Origin of the sequence: Yersinia entomophaga, from assembly GCF_001656035.1 — a bacterium.
GTDB lineage: Bacteria > Pseudomonadota > Gammaproteobacteria > Enterobacterales > Enterobacteriaceae > Yersinia > Yersinia entomophaga.
The window spans coordinates 3,960,940-3,979,131 of record NZ_CP010029.1; the positions used below are offsets into that span (position 1 = coordinate 3,960,940).

An 18,192-nucleotide genomic window follows, 5' to 3' on the forward strand; every position below is an offset into this window, starting at 1 on the left:
ATTACGGAATGAAGATTGGCGTCAGTGAGCTGACGGCCAATCAGCCGGGAAACAGCGCCTTCAGATGCTGACAGGCATCCTCATAGCTACTTCGCTCAAACATTCCTTGCTGCAAGAAGGTTTCCATCTGGGGGTAAAGCAAGATTGCGCGGTCGAGCAGCGGATCGCTCCCTGCCGCGTAGGCACCGACGCTGACCAAATCGCGGTTGCGTTGGTAGCTCGCCAGTAACTGTTTGAACTGACGAACTTTGCTGTAGTGATCCTCATCAATCAGCGCCGTCATGGCTCGGCTGATGGAGGCTTCGATATCAATAGCCGGATAATGGCCGGATTCGGCCAAACGGCGGGACAGCACCACGTGGCCATCCAAAATGGCGCGGGCGGAGTCGGCAATCGGATCTTGCTGATCGTCGCCCTCGGTCAATACGGTATAGAAAGCGGTGATAGAACCGCCGCCGCTGACGCCGTTACCGGCTCTTTCGACCAACGCCGGTAGCTTGGCGAAGACAGAAGGCGGGTAGCCTTTGGTGGCAGGCGGCTCGCCAATGGCCAGCGCGATTTCACGCTGTGCCATGGCATAACGCGTCAGGGAGTCCATAATCAGCAGCACATGCTGACCGCGATCGCGGAAGTCTTCGGCGATACGAGTCGCGTAAGCGGCACCCTGCATACGTAATAAAGGGGAAACGTCGGCCGGTGCGGCAATGACTACCGAACGTGCGCGACCTTCTGCCCCAAGAATATTTTCAATAAAGTCTTTTACTTCACGACCACGTTCACCGATTAGCCCGACCACAATGACGTCCGCCTGGGTATAGCGTGCCATCATGCCAAGCAACACGCTTTTACCGACGCCGGAACCGGCAAACAGACCCATACGCTGACCGCGACCAACGGTGAGCAGGGCGTTGATAGTGCGCACGCCCACGTCCAGAACCTGTTCGATAGCGGTACGCTGCAACGGGTTAACCGGCGGCGTAATCAATGGTGCGCGATAGCCGGTTTCTGGCGCGGGTAAACCGTCCAGCGGCTTGGCGCTGCCATCCAGTACGCGTCCGAGCAATTCAGGGCCGAGAGGCAGTTGTTTACTGGCGGAAGCGCCATTGGCGGTAATGCGTGCATAGACGCGCGCGCCGGGCACAATGCCTTCCACTTCTTCCAACGGCATCAAAAACAGGCGCTGGCCGTTAAAACCAACCACTTCGCTTTCTACTTCCTGCACTTCGCCGCCGTCGTGTCGTTCAATCAGGCAGGTTGCGCCAAGGGGCAATTGCAAGCCAGTGGCTTCTAAAACCAGACCGGTGGCGCGGGTCAGACGACCATAGCGCCGAACCGAAGGCGACTGAACGATTCGCTGTTCCAGTTTATCCAGTGTAGTCAGCCAGCGGCCAAGACGGGCGGTCATTACAAATCTCCCGGTGCGGCCAGGCGGCACAGCTCATGCCAACGGGTTGCGACGCTGGCATCCAGATCGCCTTCTTCCGCGCTGACTTTACAACCACCGGCGTGAATCTGGCTGTCGGCCAGCAAACGCCAACCGTGCAGGCTCAGGGTGGCGCCTAAGCGCTGCTCCACCATCGCCAAATCGTCCGGATTTACGCGCAACTGCGGTTTGCCGTTAAACATTGGCTCTTGCTGAATCAGCTGTTGGATTTGACCCAGCAGTGCGGTGCCGTCACAAATAGCCGGTTGCCCCAAAATCTGTTTCGCCGCCGTCAGCGCCAATTGCATCAAACGAGAGGCGATGACGCTGTCGAGGGAATCGAGCGTATTTTGGAAATCAGCGACCAGCGCCTGCCAGTGAGCGGTCATCGGCTCTTGCAGTTTCTGCGCTTCCAGCAAACCTTGTTCACGCCCTTCCAGCAGCCCGGTTTGATAGCCCTGATCCAGACCTTCCTGCAAACCTTTGGCGAAACCTTGCTGCCGACCCTGTTGCTCCGCCTGCTGTTGCAAACTTTGCAGCACCTGCTGTTGGTCGGGTTCCTGTGGTTCGCCTGCTTCGTCGGTAAACTCGGTCATCGCGACTTCCGGCTGGGTAGCCGGAGCGTCATCAAACTGACTGGCGAAATCCTTGGGAGCCCAAGGCTGCCAGGGCAGGGCATTAAGCTGATCAGACATAGATGTCCTCGCCGCCGCCAATTACGATCTCGCCGCTTTCCGCCAAACGACGGACGATAAGCAGGATCGCTTTCTGTTCGCTTTCCACCAGTGACATACGCACTGGCCCACGCGTGGCCAGATCGTCGCGCAGAATCTCGGCAGCACGCAGAGACATGTTGCTGAGGAAACGTTCGCGCAGAGCCTGATCCGACCCTTTCAATGCCACCAATAGGGACTCGGAGTCGATCTCTTGCAGCAAACGCTGAATGCTGCGGTCGTCGACGCCAACCAGATTTTCGAACAGGAACATCTCGTCGATAATCTTTTGTGCCAGTTCGCCATCGTATTCGCGCATGGCGTCCATAACCGCTTCTTCCTGCTGGGTTTTCATCAGGTTGATAATCTCGGCAGCGGTGCGGATACCGCCCATTTTGCTGCGTTTGAGATTCTGGCCGTCCAACAGGTTGTTCAGCACTTCAGTCAATTCCGCCAGCGCCGCCGGTTGAACCCCACCGAAGGTGGCGATACGCAGCATGACATCGTTGCGCAGACGTTCGTCGAACAGCGCCAGAATATCGGCAGCCTGACCGCGTTTCAGGTGAACCAAAATGGTGGCGATGATCTGCGGGTGCTCGTCCCGAATCAGATCCGCAGCCATCTGCGGTTCCATAAAGTTGAGGGTTTCCATGCCGCTGGTGGTTTCGCGAGACTCCAGAATATCTTCCAGCAGGCTGGAGGCACGTTCTTCCCCCAAGGCTTTCACCAGCACGCCGCGCAGGTATTCGCTGGCGTTGACGCTCAGCGCTGCATATTGCTCGGCGTCGTCTTCAAACTCGACTAACACGTCAATTAATTGCTGATGAGAAACCTGACGCATACTCGCCATGGTGGTACTCAGTTGCTGCACCTCCCGCGACGAGAGGTGTTTGAAAACTTCTGCGGCGTGGTCTTCGCCCAACGTCATCAGCATGATGGCGCTCTTTTCAGTTCCGGTCAGGCTCATTGGTCTGTACTCATCCATTGACGAATTACCAGCGCGACAACGCGTGGATCTTTATCTGCAAGTTCGCGGATACGCTGGGCCTGAACTTCAGCGCTTACACGCTGTTGTGATTTCTTACGCAGGGCCAGCTCTTCTTTGCTCTGTTTCACTGTTTCAGCGGTTTGTGCCGTCTGCGCTGCGTTATTAGCCGCAGTAATCGCCGGATTCACTTCCTGTTTCTTAGCGATAAACGGACGTACCAGTTTGCGCCACAGAATCCAGGCAACCAGCAGAATCAACAGATAACGACCGGCACTCATCAACTGCTCGAAGAAGGATTGTTGTTTCCAGAACGGCAGGGCGCTGCTGGTTTCTTCGGTTGCGGTAAACGGCGTATTGACCACGTTTAGCGTATCGCCACGCGCGGTAGAGAAGCCCATGGCTTCACGGGTTAGCGCCTCAATTTGCGCCAACTGATCTTTGCTCAGCGCGATCGGCTTGCCGGTTTTCTTGTCGATATCCAGATAGTTAACCACCACGGCGACGGACAGGCGTTGCACCATGCCAGCCTGTTGCTGGGTGTGACGAATAGTCCGGTCAACTTCATAGTTAGTGGTTTCATCCCGACGACTGCTGCCCGGAACGCTATTGCGGTTGCCAGTGCCGGCGGTGTTGTTGCGGTTAGCCGCAGTGGCTGCGGCGGTATTCGCTGCTGCACCGGTAGCCCCCGGCGCTGCGCCAACTGGCGGAGTTTCAATCGGAGCAACCGGCGTGGCCGAAGGCTGATTGGATAAAGCGCCCGGAACGCCGCCGATTGGCGTGCCGCCAACCTGTTCGCTTTGGCTTAGCTGCTGTGACCGTACCGCGCCCTGTTCAGGGCGTTGGTTTGGTTTGTATTCTTCGTCCGTCTGCTCGCGGGTCGCAAAATCAACCTGCGCGGTGACCTGAGCGTGGACATTTCCGTTACCGACCATCGGAGCCAAAATAGACTCAATGCGGCGTTGGAAGCGGGCTTCCACCTCATTGGTAAATTTCAACTGAGCGGCATTCAAATCGCGACCGGCGCTATCTGATTGCGTCAACAGGCGGCCCGTTTGGTCAACGACGGTGACGTTACCCGGAGGTAGACCGGCCACGCTGCTGGAAACCATATAAACAATGGCGTTAATCTGGCCATCATCCAATGCGCGCCCAGGCTGTAAAGCCAGTGTGACGGAAGCCGAAGGGGATTTTTGTTCACGAACAAACAGCGAAGGCTTCGGCAATGCCAAATGAACGCGTACGTTCATGACCGGGCCGAGGGTTTCGATGGTGCGGGATAATTCTCCCTCCAACGCCCGTTGGTAGTTGATTTGTTCACTGAACTGGCTGATGCCGAATTTTTCCTGATCCAGCAGTTCAAAGCCAACGGCACCGCCTTTCGGCAGCCCTTGCTGCGCCAGGCGCAGACGGGTTTCATGCACCTTGTCTGCCGGAATCAGCAGCGCACCGCCGTTTTCGGCAAAGCGATAAGGAATATTGAGCTGAGTCAGTTGAGTGACAATAGCGCCGCCATCGCGATCGCTCAAATTGCTGTAAAGGACGCGATAATCCGGGCTTTTCGCCCATAACATTAAGGCGACAACGATCGACACTGCGGCAGCAGCGGCGATAAGTAACGGAATTTTTGGATTGGCGCGCAGGCGATTCAACAGCCCGCTAAAGCCATTCTCACGGTTCTCTACGCCAGTTATCGAGGCATTCATACGCATTCCTTGCCAGGCTGGACAACGTTGACGTTAGTATTTGTGTAAGTAGTGTATCGAAACAAAACAGACTCCCTGGTACGTAAGCGACAAAGCAGCAATCGCCGGTCTCCCCTTTTATGGGCATGCCATTATTTGTCGGATTAAGGGAATTTGATGAGTCAATAAGGCGATGTTTTTGTATCTAATTAGCCGGTTTAGCTAAAAAATGATGTGTTAGGGTGTCAGCCTGAAAATACCAATCTGTGCCGGGCTTAAAGAATATCCGTCCTGAGCACGCGCTTTTTACTGAGGTTTTATGTCCATTCAAGGTATTGAAGGTGTTTTGCAACAAATGCAGGTCAGCGCATTACAGGCGGCAGGAACGGCCAAAGTGCTGCCGGCTGAGCCGGGTTTTGCCAGCGAACTGAAGGCCGCACTGGGTAAAATCAGTGAAGTGCAGCAAACGGCTCGTACTCAGGCGCAGAATTTCGAACTAGGCAAACCGGGCATTGGTTTAAACGATGTGATGGTCGATATGCAAAAATCCTCAATCTCCATGCAAATGGGAATTCAGGTACGTAATAAGCTGGTTTCGGCCTATCAGGAAGTGATGAATATGGGCGTTTGATGGCAACGCAGCTATTCAGATGATGCTTGCCCATAAAATAAGGTTGAGAGCAGAAAAGTTATTTTCATGGATATAATGGACTAAGATAATTAACTAACAAGGATGAATGTATGAGTAAGAATCAAAGAATTGCTATGTTTGCGGCCATAGGTGGCGTTGGTTATCTGGTATGGTACGTAATTAAACATACTACGGGATTATAATTTTCTATTATTATTGGCTCCCCACTTGTCATCAATGCTACTGGTAGCTCCGAACGATAGGGCTGCCCGAGTTGATCATTATTTTTCTATTTATGTTATGACGCTTAGCAAAACGCTGATTTCCTAGCGCCACTGAAATGCTTTTCCCTGAATGACTCCACATTGTCATAGGATAATGTGGAGTCATTCAGGGGGGCTATTCGACGTAATCCTGCTGTCAGCTTCCGGACAATTCATATAACCCTGTTCTACTGCCTGATTATAACGGTTTAAGGCGACGAAGAACGGTGAGCGATGGCCATCTTTCCGTTAAGTATCATGAAGGCAATCCCCTCTTATCTTACTGATTATCATCATGATATACGGTGTCCCGCCGGTGTTTATCCCCGATTGTTTAGTGGCTTAGGTAGTGAAAATCGTCGCCTGAACAACGGGCAGAGAATCATATTAAAAGAAGCCTAGGCAGCAGGCGCTTAATATCGGAATAGCCAGTAATGATATGTGGCGTATGATATTAAATATCCTTAATTTAAATTTCGATTAATCTTTCGTTTAACTGAATTTATTAATCAAGCCTCAATTAATCAACGGAGTTTCCGCAGTAAGGACTCAATCAGTCAGCAGGAAAGCCTTATATTATAAAGCGTCGCTATTATATGTGTTGGCGTCTATTATTTATATGTTTGTTTATTTCAATTAATGTTAAATAAGAATGGCCAATTAACATGAAAGGAACAGCTATAGTCGAATGCTATATTCGACATGATTTAATTGATTTTTTGTACATCCTTTAATTACATTCATTTTAGTGATAATGGGTGGAGTCTAGGGATATTGTCATGCCACAGTTAAAACTCACTATTTGTTATCAACACAATTGTTGTATTAATCAATGCTGTGTTTACATACAAATCTTGGAATAAAAAGGATGAATCCATGAGTATGAAATTAAGCAGTAAAATCTTTGCTTTTGCTCCGGTATTGTTGGTCGCAGCCTGTACCACGACGCCATTACCCCCAGTACCGCAGGCTTTGCTGGGCGTAGATCGCGGCATGGCAGGAATAGATAACTGTGCGGTAGGGTGTCCAACGGGAAGCCAGAGTGATGAAACCCTGGTTCGAGATAGTTATACGTTGAACAATAATCCAAGTACTAAGTTTGCTAACTGGGTTGCCTACAAGATTACAAAATCTACTCAGGCCAGCAGCCGACCGCGTAACTGGAAAACCGATCCTGATTTACCTGCCAGCGATACTCTAAGCCCTGATGATTATAAGAATGCGAATCAAGTGCTGAAAATCGATCGGGGACATCAGGCTCCACTAGCCAGTTTGGCCGCTGCCCCTGACTGGCAGAGTCTTAATTATTTGTCCAATATTACACCGCAAAAAGCCGCGTTAAATCAGGGGGCATGGGCGAGGCTGGAAGATCAGGAACGTAAACTGGCGAACAGGGCAGACATTAGCGCGGTTTACACCGTCACCGGCCCGCTGTATGAACGTTCTATGGAAAAACTGCCTAATGTGAAAAAACCGCACCAAATTCCAAGCGGTTACTGGAAAATCATTTTTATCAATAACAGCCCGGCAGTCAATCATTACGCCACTTTTATCCTGGATCAGGATACGCCCGCCACGGCCAATTTCTGTGATTTTCAAGCCACGGTCAGTGACGTTGAACGTCGCGCCGGTTTAACTTTGTGGTCGAACTTACCGACTGAAATTCAGGCGGGATTGAAAAAAACGCCCGGCGTATTATCAGAGCAAATGGGATGCTCGCCAGCCAAAGCATAAAATGTAGTGGGGCAGCCTAAAAAAGAAATAAACCCGGGAGATATATTCCGGGTTTTATCTGTCGTAGAGTCATCGGCGGCTTAACCCTATATTTTCACTCAGATAAAACCTATACTGAAGCCACTTTATCACTGATGGTTAGTCTATTGATGAGATTATTTCACAGGATTAAAGGGCGTATATCCCCCACTTTTTGTCTGGCCGTCATGGTCGCTATTAACGGTTACCTGATATTAGGGCCGGTACTTTCCCGTACCTTAAGTTATGTTCCCCAAACCCTGGGTAGCATAGGTACATGGAAAGAAACGTTGTCCATGTTAGGGCTATTGGAAATTCCCCGTTTTGTCATTGGTCTTAGCCTTATTCTGATGGCGATAGGTTTAGCTCTTAAAGCGCGTACTGCTTGGGTTTTCACTCTGTTTTTGCTGCTGGCAATGACATTGCTGAATTTTATGAACGGTAATAGTGATGTGCATATTACCGGTTTGTCCGTCGCTATTATTCTTGGCTTACTGATTTGTTGGCGGCAGTTCGATCATCAAAGCCTGGCCAGTAGCAGCTTATTTGCTATCGTCAGTATTTCTTCATTATTGTTGTACGCGGTGATTGGCACGCTTTATTTAGGCGCTGAATTCTCTCCTGCGGTGGAGGATCTACCGACGGCGTTCTATTTCGCGATAGTGGCGATGTCAACGGTAGGATTTGGCGATATTGTTCCGGCGACCACGCATGCTCGCATGTTTACGCTTTCGATTATTATTATGGGTATTACGGTATTTGCGGCATCGATTACAGCCATTGTCGGGCCGATGATTAGCCATAATATCCAGCGAATCGTTAAAGGCAGGATCTCTCACGTGATACGTAAAAATCATTTTATTATTGTCGGTACAACCCCATTGGCACTGAATGTGTATCAAGGTCTGCGGGATCGTGGCGAACTGGTTACCCTGGTGGTGGCTACCGGAACAACGGCGGAGTTACCGAAAGGCGCAGACGTGGTGACTGGCGATCCGTCATCCGTAGCGACTTTGAAAGTCGCAGGTGCAGATAAGGCGAAATATATTATTACCCTATGTAATAGCGATGCCGAGAATGTCTTTACCCTTTTGGCTGCGAAAGAAGTGGCAGGGCCAGAGACTAAAACAATTTCGTTAGTCAATGAAAGCCAGAATCAGCCGAAAATTAAGCGAGTTAATCCCGATATGGTTTTTTCTCTACAGCTATTGGGGAGTGAATTGTTAGTCAGAACACTCAGTGGTGAAACTATCAATAATGAGCTGATCACTGAAATGTTCTTTGGCAGTTGCGTGAAGGCAAATTGATTTTTCAGACAGCACTGACGATATTCCGTTAAGTGCCAATAGCCTTTATCCCACGCCGGTAACGCCCATTCCGGCGTGGAGCTATTATCAGCAACGATATCTTTAATCACCATAATCTGTATCCGTAGCGCTCACGGTCATATCTCTTGGTATTACGGGGTGCCAACCTTACGTAGCAGAGTGGTAATATCGATGAGATCGACTTGTTCTGGTTGAATATAGGTTTTGGCATAGTCTTGCCAGATTCCCGATTCGATAAACAAGATAAACAATTGTCGATCAAGATGATTGTCGTTAACCATATTCGCCATGATATTCAATGACTCGGACAGTTTTTTACCTGCTTTATAAGGGCGATCTGCTGCAGTCAGCGCTTCAAATACGTCAGCAATGGCCATCATACGCATGGTCAGACTCATCTGCTGGGCATTCAGTTGGTTAGGATAACCTTTCCCATCCATTCTTTCGTGATGTCCACCGGCAATGGTTGGTACGTTTGACATGGTACGAGGGAAGGGGAGCTTTTTCAGCATGATGATCGTCTGCATGATGTGTTCATTGATTTTATAACGATCTTCTTCCGTCAGTGTCCCTCGTCTAATACTGAGGTTATACATTTCACCATGGTTATACAGATGAGTGGGTGGTTGCAATTTGAAATCATAATATTCCGGATGTTTGATTTTATCGTCCCGATAAATAATATGTTCCTCTTTGTCGGCCAAAAGTGGCTCTTGAGCCGGTAAGGGTTTTTGCGGTGTGCGGTTTTTCCTAGACATCTCTTCATTGCCTAGGCCGGTTCTATCATCGAGCGTCCGTGTCCAGCGGTGTTGAGCAATATCATGAATGCGCTTAATGGCTTCATCGGATAATCCCTCCTGACCAATATTGGTCTGGGCGATGAAATAGTAGTCCTCATCCAGTTTCCGTAATTCCTGATTTATTTGCGAGCAATCTGGCTCTTGCCCAGATTGGGCTAGGCATTGGCGTAAAAAATCGATTTCTTTCTCTCGTTTTAATACTTCGAAACGCATACGAATTTCATGAATCCGGTTATAAATGGTTTCCAGCTTGGTGGCTTTATCAACAATAAATTCAGGAGTGGTAATTTTCCCGCAGTCATGTAACCAGCACGCAGTACGCAGTTCTTCCCATTCGTCATTACTTAAACTGAAATCGGCAAAGGGGCCTTCTTTCATTTCAACGGCAACCTTCGCCAGCATTTCGGTAATAACCGGAACCCGTTGACAATGGCCGCCGGTATAAGCGCTTTTGGCATCAATAGCGCCTGCAATCAGCTTGATAAAGGAATCCAGCAGGTTTTTTTGTTCCTGCAGCAAATGCTGAGCCTCGACAGAAATGGACAGGCTACCGACTAGCGCATTAACCAGTTGTATCCGTGAATACTTCCTTTCGTGATTGATCGACTCATCATCAAAGAGTAATAAGAATCCGAGTAAATGATCGTCATGTCCTCGTATCGGGGCAATAATAAAACGCAGAGGAAGCTGGTCGGCCAATACCTCATACAGGGCAGGCCATAAATTATCTTTATTCACTATTCCCGATGAGGTTCTGCCGTACATCACAGGATTAAACGGAGTGAAATAGCTATCGCTAATAGCCAGTTTAGGCATGTTGCTAACGTCAATGGACTGGTTTTTCCATTGAAAGGCGATAGGGAGGAATGCGGGGTTTTTGGCATCATTCAGGAAAATAACACCGCCGGACATACTCGCAATTTGCGTGGTTTCCAATAATAAACCTTCCATTTGTGCCGCAAAATTGTGGCCAGCGGCGAGTATATTCCCCATCGAAATAAATTGATTGAGCGTCAATTTCATCTTCTTCATTGATGCGTGTAATTCGTCAATTTCCTGAATAACTGACGGTTCACTTTCCCGTTCATCAAAATGTAAATGGCTAATGGCATCGGCATCCTGACGTAGCCGTATTAAGGGGTGAGATATTCTCAGAGAAAAGAACCAAATGATGGGTAAGGTTAATAACAGGAGCGCGCAGGCAATGAGAGTCGAGTTATTACGAATCTGGTTAGCATTAGCGGTAAGATACGACGATGGTGTGGCAATAATTAACTGATATTTATTCTCATTTATCGGAATGATGCTGCCATACCATTCTTGCTGTTCACTGGTGAATATATGGCTTTGGCTGGTTGCCCCCGTAGATGATGTTTTGAGGCCTAACAATGACACTAATACTGGGCTAATACTTTGACTCTCTCCTCTTGAATTTAAACTCGCGATAGCATCATTCTTTGCGTCAATAATGACGGCCTGGCTGCCAATAGGTAAATTTTGCTGTTGTAAGAACTCACTCAGTGAAGCGAGAGATATATCCATTCCCACTACTGAGCTTCTATTTAACGCTCTTTTACTAAAGGTTATCCCCGGTTCTTTAGTCGCATGATAGATATAAACTGGCGAAATAGTGACACCGTTATTCTGCAATGCCGAGGTAAACCAGGTGCGTAATCGCGGATCGAAAGGATCCTTTTCTACCCGCCGGTTAGCAATTATTTGTTGCTTCGCATCAAGGAAAATATAGTCTTTTATTGGTGATTCACCGGCTATTTGGCTGCGCTGTATTATCCATTCGGTATTGGGGGGAGCACCTAATATAGGGCGATTAGTATTACTGGCTCGCCTTAGCAGAAAGAAATCACCGTTGTCATAACCACTATAAATAGCACTGGCATACTTATTTGAATTTAAAATCTCGCTGAGCCGTTCAATCGAGACCATTTGTCGTTCAAAGACGGTGTTGTCGGTTATGGGTAAGCTAGCTAAGATATTGACTGACATAGACATAGAGTGAGTAATGCTATCCAGTTCTGTGGCAATGGCTTTCCCTGTTTTTTGATATTGTTCCAGAGTACTGCTTTCGGTCAGTTTGGTGAGCTGGTGGTGATTAAACAAAATAATGACGGTGCCAATGATCAGAATTAGCAGCGTAAATAAGGATGCTATCTGGATATGAAGAGGGTAACGGTTTTTAAGACTCAAAGTCATTCGTAGCATAGGTACCTGCGTGCAGATTACCTCCGATTACTTTTATAATAGTTGTTATTGCAAAAACTGTATTCAAGAGACATAAGTATCATCATTAATTTGTTGATATTAAACTCTTTTATTTATTTTTTCGAAGATAAAAAATGCGGGTTGGTAATACGCTAACGCGTCTAGATTCAACTAAGAATAACATTAAACATTTTAAAATAGCTTACCCGCCGCCTTGCTCTATAACAGGAATAGGCTAGGAATAAGACGGTTTGAAATCACTATTGTATTGCGACTCTGTTTCCAACGAGCCTGACGCCAGTCGGTGGTGGCCGCGTATGGCTGTTGGCGCGAAGCCAAAACGTTTACGGAATCGCTCTGCAAAGCGTGATGAACTTTCATAGCCGACGCGGTTGGCAATTAATGATATCGGCCAGTCGGTCGCTTGTAACAGCGTTAATGCGCTAGTCATGCGGACATCGATCATTAAATTGCGTAATACAACGTTCTCGGCAGAAAGTTTCCGTCGTAATACCACTTCGCTCATAGACATTCGCTCTGCGACCTCGGCAACCGTCCATATTTTATGAGGGTCGGTTGCCAGACAACAGCGTACTTTTTCTGTCAGCGTTTCTGCATCTTTTATTAAGAACTTAACGCCACGCTGGGTCAGCCAAAGCAATAGCTCCACCATGCGATGGCGAATGATGGGCTTCGGAATATCATTGTTATCAGCTAATACCTTAAAAGTATTGGTGAAAGCATTGATAAACTCCGGCGCAGGATTACGCACCGGCATGACATCTGGTATTACGGACAGGTCATGGGCTTTGGGATTATGGGCAAATGTATTGATTAACTGAGGTTCAATACTCAGCGTATGGCTGAAGAAAACCCCATCAGCAGATAACCCGTTGACTATATCTATAGTTTGACCACCGCTGATAGCGGCCATCTCGCCGGGCAGGATTATACATTCCTGGTTTTCCCAGCGAATAACCTTATGGCCGTGGTTAACCATAATCAGCAGTGGGTGTTGTATATAAATCGAGGTGAGTGCAAGTTCAGTATGTTGAATAACATGCCTTGAACTGCCAATCCCCGAACATAGATTAATTGTACGTTCCATCGATATTCATTTCACAGTCTTTACCTGAGAATATCTTTACGCGTTGCGCACCAGACAAGCAACTTATTTTAATACAAATTTAGTGCGTAGTGCTATTTCGTCGAGAAAAAAAACTGGTTTGTTGGCGCACACAAATAGCCATGTAAACAGGGCAAACACACCGATAAAATCACGCTCATCCGGAGTAATAAAAAAACATTACTTGCAATGTTAATGATTTCATTCGAATGTAAAATGAGAATATCTATCTTGTTGTTATGTTGATAAAACCATCGCTATTGTGTTTCACCTAATAACACCGCATGGTCTGGGAACTGACCATAAGTATTATTTACCACTTGTTGTCGGGTTGATTGTCCGACCAGTTCGCTTAATTCATTAAGGCGTAGCTGTAATAAGCGCTTAATTTCAGTTTCATTATCTAAAATGTTTTTTAATTTCTTTCTTAATATCTCTTGCAGTGAAAGAGACGAACAAGAAGAAATGGTCACGTTGGCGGTACTCTCAACAGCTTTCAGATAAGTCATTTCCAGATCAACCAGCGCATCCCAATTTCCCTCAATTGCAAAGGCAAGCATTTGTTCACTGAGGGTCAGGATATGTTGATATTCGGATAGAAGGTGCTGGTGACGTTCCATTAAATGGGGTCCTAATTGGGTTGATAATTGGGGCCGATCTGCCGCCAGGCATCAGCAATATTTTCAAGCAAGGCTTCGACTTCGACAATAGCCTGCTCGTCATTATGCAAATTGGCATGCAGTAAGCGACGTGACATATAGTCATACAACGCTGACAGATTTTCTGCCAGCTCGCCGCCTTTTTCCATATCAAGCCCAGTACGCAGGCCGTTATCAATAATATTGATAGCTTTGGAAATAGCTAATCCCTTTGCGGCAATCTCCCCCTGATTCATCAAAATACGTGCGCGAACCAGGGCGCTTTGCGCCCCGTCGAACAGCATCACGATCAACTGGTGGGGGCTGGCGCTCATGACTCCGCTTTCCAATCCTACCTGTGCGTAAGCCTGGCTCCCTGACCGGTTGTACATGTTTTCTATCCTTTGTTATTTAAATTGTGCCAACAGCATGTTGCCTGTGTTTTTGAACGAGGTAACCAATTTATCTAGCTGACCGAACTGGATCTTGTAGCGTTCAATCGTGGCATTGATATTGGCTGTTGTTGAAATAACCTGTTTATCCAGATTTTTCAATGAACGGTTGATCCCGTCGGTTGCACTTTTCAGCGTACCTTTCGAGGTATCAAGGGCACCATTCAGCAGTTTATCCATTTGGGTAGCAAACCCGGTAGTTTCACCGTCCCCGGCAAAGAACTGGTTAACGCTGCCTGGTTTTTCTTTCAGCGCTTTATCCAGTTTCTCGTTGTCGATTTTCAGCTTCCCATTAAGATCCTGAGTGATCCCCAGGCTAGCTAAGGTTTTGACATCGCCGCCTTGAGCAGAAGATAACTGGGCTTTCAGTTGGGTCTGAATATTACGCAGCGTATTGTCACCGACCAATTCACCGTTGCCGGACGACTGCTCTTGACCCGCTTCAACCGCGGTATATTTGGTCAGTGAGCTAAAAGTGGTTTGCAGTGAGTTATAGGCATCAACAAAAGCCTGGATCGCATCTTTGGTCGCTTTGGGATCGCGTACCACACTCAGAACTTCTGGGGTGTCAGGTTTGGTGACGCTCTTCAACGTAAGCGTCACACCAGCAGGTGCATCGGTAATTACGTTACTTTGACGAGTAATATCAATGCCGTTGACTTTCAATTTGGCATCCGCTGCTGGAACGGTTTGCTTCATGCCATCGGTGCTGGTGCTTCCCGGCGTATAGTTCAGGATCTTGCCTAAATCATCATCGCCAGTCACGCTAACGGTCATTTCCGACTTGGTGCCGGTTTCTTTTGAAGTCAGCGAAAGGTAATAGGTATCGTCATCACCCTTCATTATACTGGCGGTAACATTGCCTTCCTGCTTGTTGATAGCATCGCGGATATCATTCAGGGAGGTTTTATCTTTTGCCAATGTAACTTCCATCGGCTTTTCTTGGCCAGGCTGAGTAATAGTAATGGTTCTTGTTTCATTACTATTGCCCAAATTATCTTTTGTGTTAGGCATCTTGCCGGATAGCAAGGATTGCGCCTTAGCCAATTGAGAAATTTCAATATTATAGCTACCGGCGCTGGCAGCACTGTCGGTTGTTGCACTAAATGCTTCATTTTTACTGCTGACCGACGTGCCGTTTATTGTGTCTGCTTTTTTCAGGGCCGCCGCAGCAGTTTCCACTTTTGCCAGTGCGTTTTGCAGCACGCCAAATGCAGATAGTTTCCCTTTAAAGCTGGTTTGTTGCTGGGTCAGAGGGGTAAGACGCTTTTGTTCTGCTGCAGACAAACCGTCTAACAGTTCACTTAAATTCATTCCTGAACCGCTACCTAATGAGCTGATACTTGCCATGTCTAATCCTTAATATTCAAGTGTCGTGATAGCGTTATCGGCCAGGAGGAAAAAAAGTTTACACATAAAATACAAATAGTGATGGATGGAATAGCGGGGCATTAAGTACAGCTATTTGCGCTATTGAACTGAATGACGGGTATATCGTGTGCATATTTATGCATCAAGGCAGAATGATTTCAATTGCGGATTAAAGTTCTCGGCGCAGGTGCCGATAGCCTTTTGTGATGGCGACGATAACTCAGTCCAATCGCCAATAATACTCATTAGCTACATTGAAGGAATATCACTATGGCGGTAATTAATACAAATAGCCTGTCTCTGATGACACAGAACAACCTGAACAAATCCCAGTCTTCTTTGGGCACCGCCATTGAGCGTCTGTCTTCCGGCCTGCGTATCAACAGCGCGAAGGATGATGCAGCGGGTCAGGCGATTGCCAACCGTTTCACTTCTAACATTAACGGTTTGACTCAGGCTGCGCGTAACGCGAACGACGGTATTTCTCTGTCTCAGACCGCAGAAGGCGCGTTGGGCGAGATCAACAACAACCTGCAGCGCGTACGTGATCTGACCGTTCAGGCACAAAGCAGCTCTAACTCTGCATCCGATATCGATTCCATCCAGTCTGAAGTTAACCAGCGTATGGAAGAAATCAACCGTGTGACCAAGCAAACCGATTTCAACGGTATCAAAGTCCTGGACAACCGTACTGCGACCGATTCCAACTACGATTTCCAAGTGGGTTCTAAAGACGGCGAGAAAATCAGCATCGCTATCGGTTCAAGCGCGGGCTGGAACCTGGCAGCGGCGGGCGCCGGCGGCGTTTCTGGCGATACTGTCAACACTTACCAATTCAAAACGACTACAGCGCTGGGTACTGCCCAAACTGATGTAACGACGAAAAAAACCGACTTTGATACCAAAACGGCTGACGCTGCGGCGAAAAACAGCGCTTATCTGGCTGCGAAAGCAATCTCTGATGCATCTGGCGTAGCGGGTGATGTTGCTGCAACCGCAACAGCTAAAACCGCATTTGATACCGCCACTACCGCTGTCGGTACTGCCAATACTGCATTGACCGCCTCTAACGCGGCCTTCAAAACGGCCTTGGATACATCAACGGCCGCTGGTGAAGCGGTTAATGGCAATGCACGTACCGTTGCAGCTAAAGGTTTTGATGTACTGAAAGGTAATGTGGATTCAGCTGGTCTGGCTGTCGGTACGACGCCATTGGCTGATATCGATAAAGCCCTGAAAGCGGTCGATACTCAGCGCAGCGTGCTGGGTGCGTCTCAGAACCGTTTTGAGTCAACCATCACCAACCTGAACAACACTGTAAACAACCTGACTTCCGCACGTAGCCGTATTCAGGATGCCGATTACTCTACCGAAGTGTCCAACATGAGCCGTGCGCAGATCCTGCAGCAGGCAGGGACTTCCGTATTGGCACAGGCTAACCAGGTTCCACAAACTGTCTTGTCTCTGCTGCGTTAATTCCCCGTCGAGCAGGATATCGAGCCTCCGCATTGCGGGGGCTTTTTTGTGTTTGTTATTTATTGGTTTTTTAATAAAAACACGCGATTTAATTAAAGCTATGAATGCATGTGCCGATAAATAAAGGGACGGTGATTGAAGCCGTAGGCAAGAAGCCTAAACATTAGCCGAAACATATTTAAGGAATAATACCATGGCGGTAATTAACACTAACAGCCTGTCTCTGATGACACAGAACAACCTGAATAAATCCCAGTCTTCTTTAGGCACCGCCATTGAGCGTCTGTCTTCTGGTCTGCGTATTAACAGTGCCAAGGATGATGCTGCGGGTCAGGCGATCGCCAACCGTTTCACTTCAAACATCAACGGTCTGACTCAGGCTGCGCGTAACGCGAACGACGGTATTTCTCTGTCTCAGACCGCAGAAGGCGCGTTGGGTGAGATCAACAACAACCTGCAGCGCGTACGTGATCTGACCGTTCAGGCACAAAGCAGCTCTAACTCTGCATCCGATATCGATTCCATCCAGTCTGAAGTTAACCAGCGTATGGAAGAAATCAACCGTGTGACCAAGCAAACCGATTTCAACGGTATCAAAGTCCTGGACAACCGTACTGCGACCGATTCCAACTACGATTTCCAAGTGGGTTCTAAAGACGGCGAGAAAATCAGCATCGCTATCGGTTCAAGCGCGGGCTGGAACCTGGCAGCGGCGGGCGCCGGCGGCATTTCTAGCGATACTGTCAATACTTACGCATTTACTAAGAAAGCTGCGGTTGATACAGCACAAACTGATTACGACGCGAAGAAAAAAATCTCTGATGCCGATGCCACTAAACTGCCTGACACCGCTACAGCTAAAGCGACTCTTGATGCCAAAATGAAAGAAGCGACTGACGCAGGCGAAGCGGTTAACGGTAACGTGCGTACCGTTGCTGCCAAAGGCTTCGACGTACTGAAAGGCACCGTGACCGGTGGCGCCGCCGGTACCGCAGATGCCGGTGGTCCTTTGGCTGCTATCGATAAAGCCCTGAAAGCGGTTGATACTCAGCGCAGTACTTTGGGTGCATCTCAGAACCGTTTTGAGTCAACCATCACCAACCTGAACAACACCGTAAACAACCTGACTTCCGCGCGTAGCCGTATTCAGGATGCCGATTACTCTACCGAAGTGTCCAACATGAGCCGTGCGCAGATCCTGCAGCAGGCGGGGACTTCCGTATTGGCACAGGCTAACCAGGTTCCGCAGACCGTATTGTCTCTGCTGCGTTAATTTGGTCAGGGTTAATCATACAAAGGCGGCTCTTAGCCGCCTTTTGTCATAGGGTA

14 protein-coding genes are annotated in these 18,192 nt (G+C 48.2%); 5 read left to right on the forward strand and 9 right to left on the reverse strand.

From position 1 onward, the window contains the following. Positions 1 to 40: 40 nt before the first annotated feature. The 4 genes from fliI to fliF are packed head-to-tail and all read right to left on the reverse strand — an operon-like array spanning position 41 to position 4,827. Positions 41 to 1,405, reverse strand: a complete 1,365-nt coding sequence (gene fliI, locus PL78_RS17745) for a flagellar protein export ATPase FliI (RefSeq protein ID WP_064517652.1) — start codon at positions 1,403 to 1,405, stop codon at positions 41 to 43. Then, the gene (gene fliH / locus PL78_RS17750; protein WP_064517654.1) at positions 1,405 to 2,118 is read right to left on the reverse strand and encodes a flagellar assembly protein FliH; all 714 of its coding nucleotides are present in this window, start codon (positions 2,116 to 2,118) and stop codon (positions 1,405 to 1,407) included. The genes fliI and fliH overlap by 1 nt, the downstream gene beginning before the upstream one ends. Then, on the reverse strand, positions 2,111 to 3,103 hold the full coding sequence (fliG, locus tag PL78_RS17755) for a flagellar motor switch protein FliG (RefSeq protein ID WP_049597523.1): 993 nt from the start codon (positions 3,101 to 3,103) through the stop codon (positions 2,111 to 2,113). The genes fliH and fliG overlap by 8 nt, the downstream gene beginning before the upstream one ends. After that, positions 3,100 to 4,827: a flagellar basal-body MS-ring/collar protein FliF gene (gene fliF, locus PL78_RS17760; RefSeq protein ID WP_064517656.1), complete on the reverse strand. Its 1,728-nt coding sequence runs from the start codon at positions 4,825 to 4,827 to the stop codon at positions 3,100 to 3,102. Before fliF ends, fliG begins: the two co-directional genes overlap by 4 nt. Before the next feature lie 298 nt (positions 4,828 to 5,125). Here fliF and fliE point away from each other — a divergent pair, with 298 nt between their 5' ends. The 3 genes from fliE to kch all read left to right on the forward strand — a co-directional run bounded on the left by fliE (position 5,126) and on the right by kch (position 8,759). Continuing rightward, a complete protein-coding gene (gene fliE / locus PL78_RS17765; RefSeq protein ID WP_064517658.1) occupies positions 5,126 to 5,437 on the forward strand; it encodes a flagellar hook-basal body complex protein FliE in 312 nt (103 codons plus the stop codon). A 1,145-nt stretch (positions 5,438 to 6,582) separates the two neighbouring features. Beyond that, the gene (locus tag PL78_RS17770; RefSeq protein ID WP_201030836.1) at positions 6,583 to 7,434 is read left to right on the forward strand and encodes a DNA/RNA non-specific endonuclease; all 852 of its coding nucleotides are present in this window, start codon (positions 6,583 to 6,585) and stop codon (positions 7,432 to 7,434) included. Positions 7,435 to 7,583: 149 nt separating this feature from the next. Next, positions 7,584 to 8,759, forward strand: coding sequence for a voltage-gated potassium channel protein (kch, locus tag PL78_RS17775; protein ID WP_064517663.1), 1,176 nt, complete (start codon positions 7,584 to 7,586; stop codon positions 8,757 to 8,759). Positions 8,760 to 8,911: 152 nt separating this feature from the next. On the opposite strand, the gene PL78_RS17780 is transcribed toward kch, so the two are convergent. The 5 genes from PL78_RS17780 to fliD form a co-directional block, all read right to left on the reverse strand. Then, complete coding sequence (locus PL78_RS17780; protein ID WP_064517665.1) at positions 8,912 to 11,800, reverse strand: HD domain-containing phosphohydrolase; 2,889 nt, start codon at positions 11,798 to 11,800, stop codon at positions 8,912 to 8,914. Between the two features lie 235 nt (positions 11,801 to 12,035). Further along, positions 12,036 to 12,908, reverse strand: a complete 873-nt coding sequence (locus PL78_RS17785; protein ID WP_064517667.1) for a helix-turn-helix transcriptional regulator — start codon at positions 12,906 to 12,908, stop codon at positions 12,036 to 12,038. Positions 12,909 to 13,183: 275 nt separating this feature from the next. After that, positions 13,184 to 13,546 carry a flagella biosynthesis regulatory protein FliT gene (fliT, locus tag PL78_RS17790; protein WP_064517668.1) on the reverse strand — a complete coding sequence of 121 codons (363 nt, stop codon included), beginning with the start codon at positions 13,544 to 13,546 and terminating at the stop codon, positions 13,184 to 13,186. Between the two features lie 11 nt (positions 13,547 to 13,557). After that, the gene (gene fliS, locus PL78_RS17795) at positions 13,558 to 13,956 is read right to left on the reverse strand and encodes a flagellar export chaperone FliS (RefSeq protein WP_038241981.1); all 399 of its coding nucleotides are present in this window, start codon (positions 13,954 to 13,956) and stop codon (positions 13,558 to 13,560) included. 15 nt (positions 13,957 to 13,971) lie between these two features. Continuing rightward, entirely contained in the window at positions 13,972 to 15,366 is a 1,395-nt protein-coding gene (fliD, locus tag PL78_RS17800; protein ID WP_064517671.1) for a flagellar filament capping protein FliD, read from the reverse strand. Positions 15,367 to 15,657: 291 nt separating this feature from the next. On the opposite strand from fliD, the gene PL78_RS17805 reads away from it, so the two are divergent. Further along, positions 15,658 to 16,863: a FliC/FljB family flagellin gene (locus tag PL78_RS17805; RefSeq protein WP_064517673.1), complete on the forward strand. Its 1,206-nt coding sequence runs from the start codon at positions 15,658 to 15,660 to the stop codon at positions 16,861 to 16,863. A 193-nt stretch (positions 16,864 to 17,056) separates the two neighbouring features. Next, positions 17,057 to 18,136, forward strand: coding sequence for a flagellin N-terminal helical domain-containing protein (locus tag PL78_RS17810; RefSeq protein WP_064517675.1), 1,080 nt, complete (start codon positions 17,057 to 17,059; stop codon positions 18,134 to 18,136). Positions 18,137 to 18,192: the final 56 nt, after the last annotated feature.

Coding starts and splice junctions, on each gene's coding strand:
- PL78_RS17770 (WP_201030836.1), top strand. CDS start 6,583: ATGAAATTAAGCAGTAAAATCTTTGCTTTTGCTCCGGTATTGTTGGTC.
- PL78_RS17780 (WP_064517665.1), bottom strand. CDS start 11,800: ATGCTACGAATGACTTTGAGTCTTAAAAACCGTTACCCTCTTCATATC.
- fliI (WP_064517652.1), bottom strand. CDS start 1,405: ATGACCGCCCGTCTTGGCCGCTGGCTGACTACACTGGATAAACTGGAA.
- PL78_RS17810 (WP_064517675.1), top strand. CDS start 17,057: ATGGCGGTAATTAACACTAACAGCCTGTCTCTGATGACACAGAACAAC.
- fliT (WP_064517668.1), bottom strand. CDS start 13,546: ATGGAACGTCACCAGCACCTTCTATCCGAATATCAACATATCCTGACC.
- fliH (WP_064517654.1), bottom strand. CDS start 2,118: ATGTCTGATCAGCTTAATGCCCTGCCCTGGCAGCCTTGGGCTCCCAAG.
- fliD (WP_064517671.1), bottom strand. CDS start 15,366: ATGGCAAGTATCAGCTCATTAGGTAGCGGTTCAGGAATGAATTTAAGT.
- fliE (WP_064517658.1), top strand. CDS start 5,126: ATGTCCATTCAAGGTATTGAAGGTGTTTTGCAACAAATGCAGGTCAGC.
- PL78_RS17805 (WP_064517673.1), top strand. CDS start 15,658: ATGGCGGTAATTAATACAAATAGCCTGTCTCTGATGACACAGAACAAC.
- PL78_RS17785 (WP_064517667.1), bottom strand. CDS start 12,908: ATGGAACGTACAATTAATCTATGTTCGGGGATTGGCAGTTCAAGGCAT.
- kch (WP_064517663.1), top strand. CDS start 7,584: ATGAGATTATTTCACAGGATTAAAGGGCGTATATCCCCCACTTTTTGT.
- fliS (WP_038241981.1), bottom strand. CDS start 13,956: ATGTACAACCGGTCAGGGAGCCAGGCTTACGCACAGGTAGGATTGGAA.
- fliG (WP_049597523.1), bottom strand. CDS start 3,103: ATGAGCCTGACCGGAACTGAAAAGAGCGCCATCATGCTGATGACGTTG.
- fliF (WP_064517656.1), bottom strand. CDS start 4,827: ATGAATGCCTCGATAACTGGCGTAGAGAACCGTGAGAATGGCTTTAGC.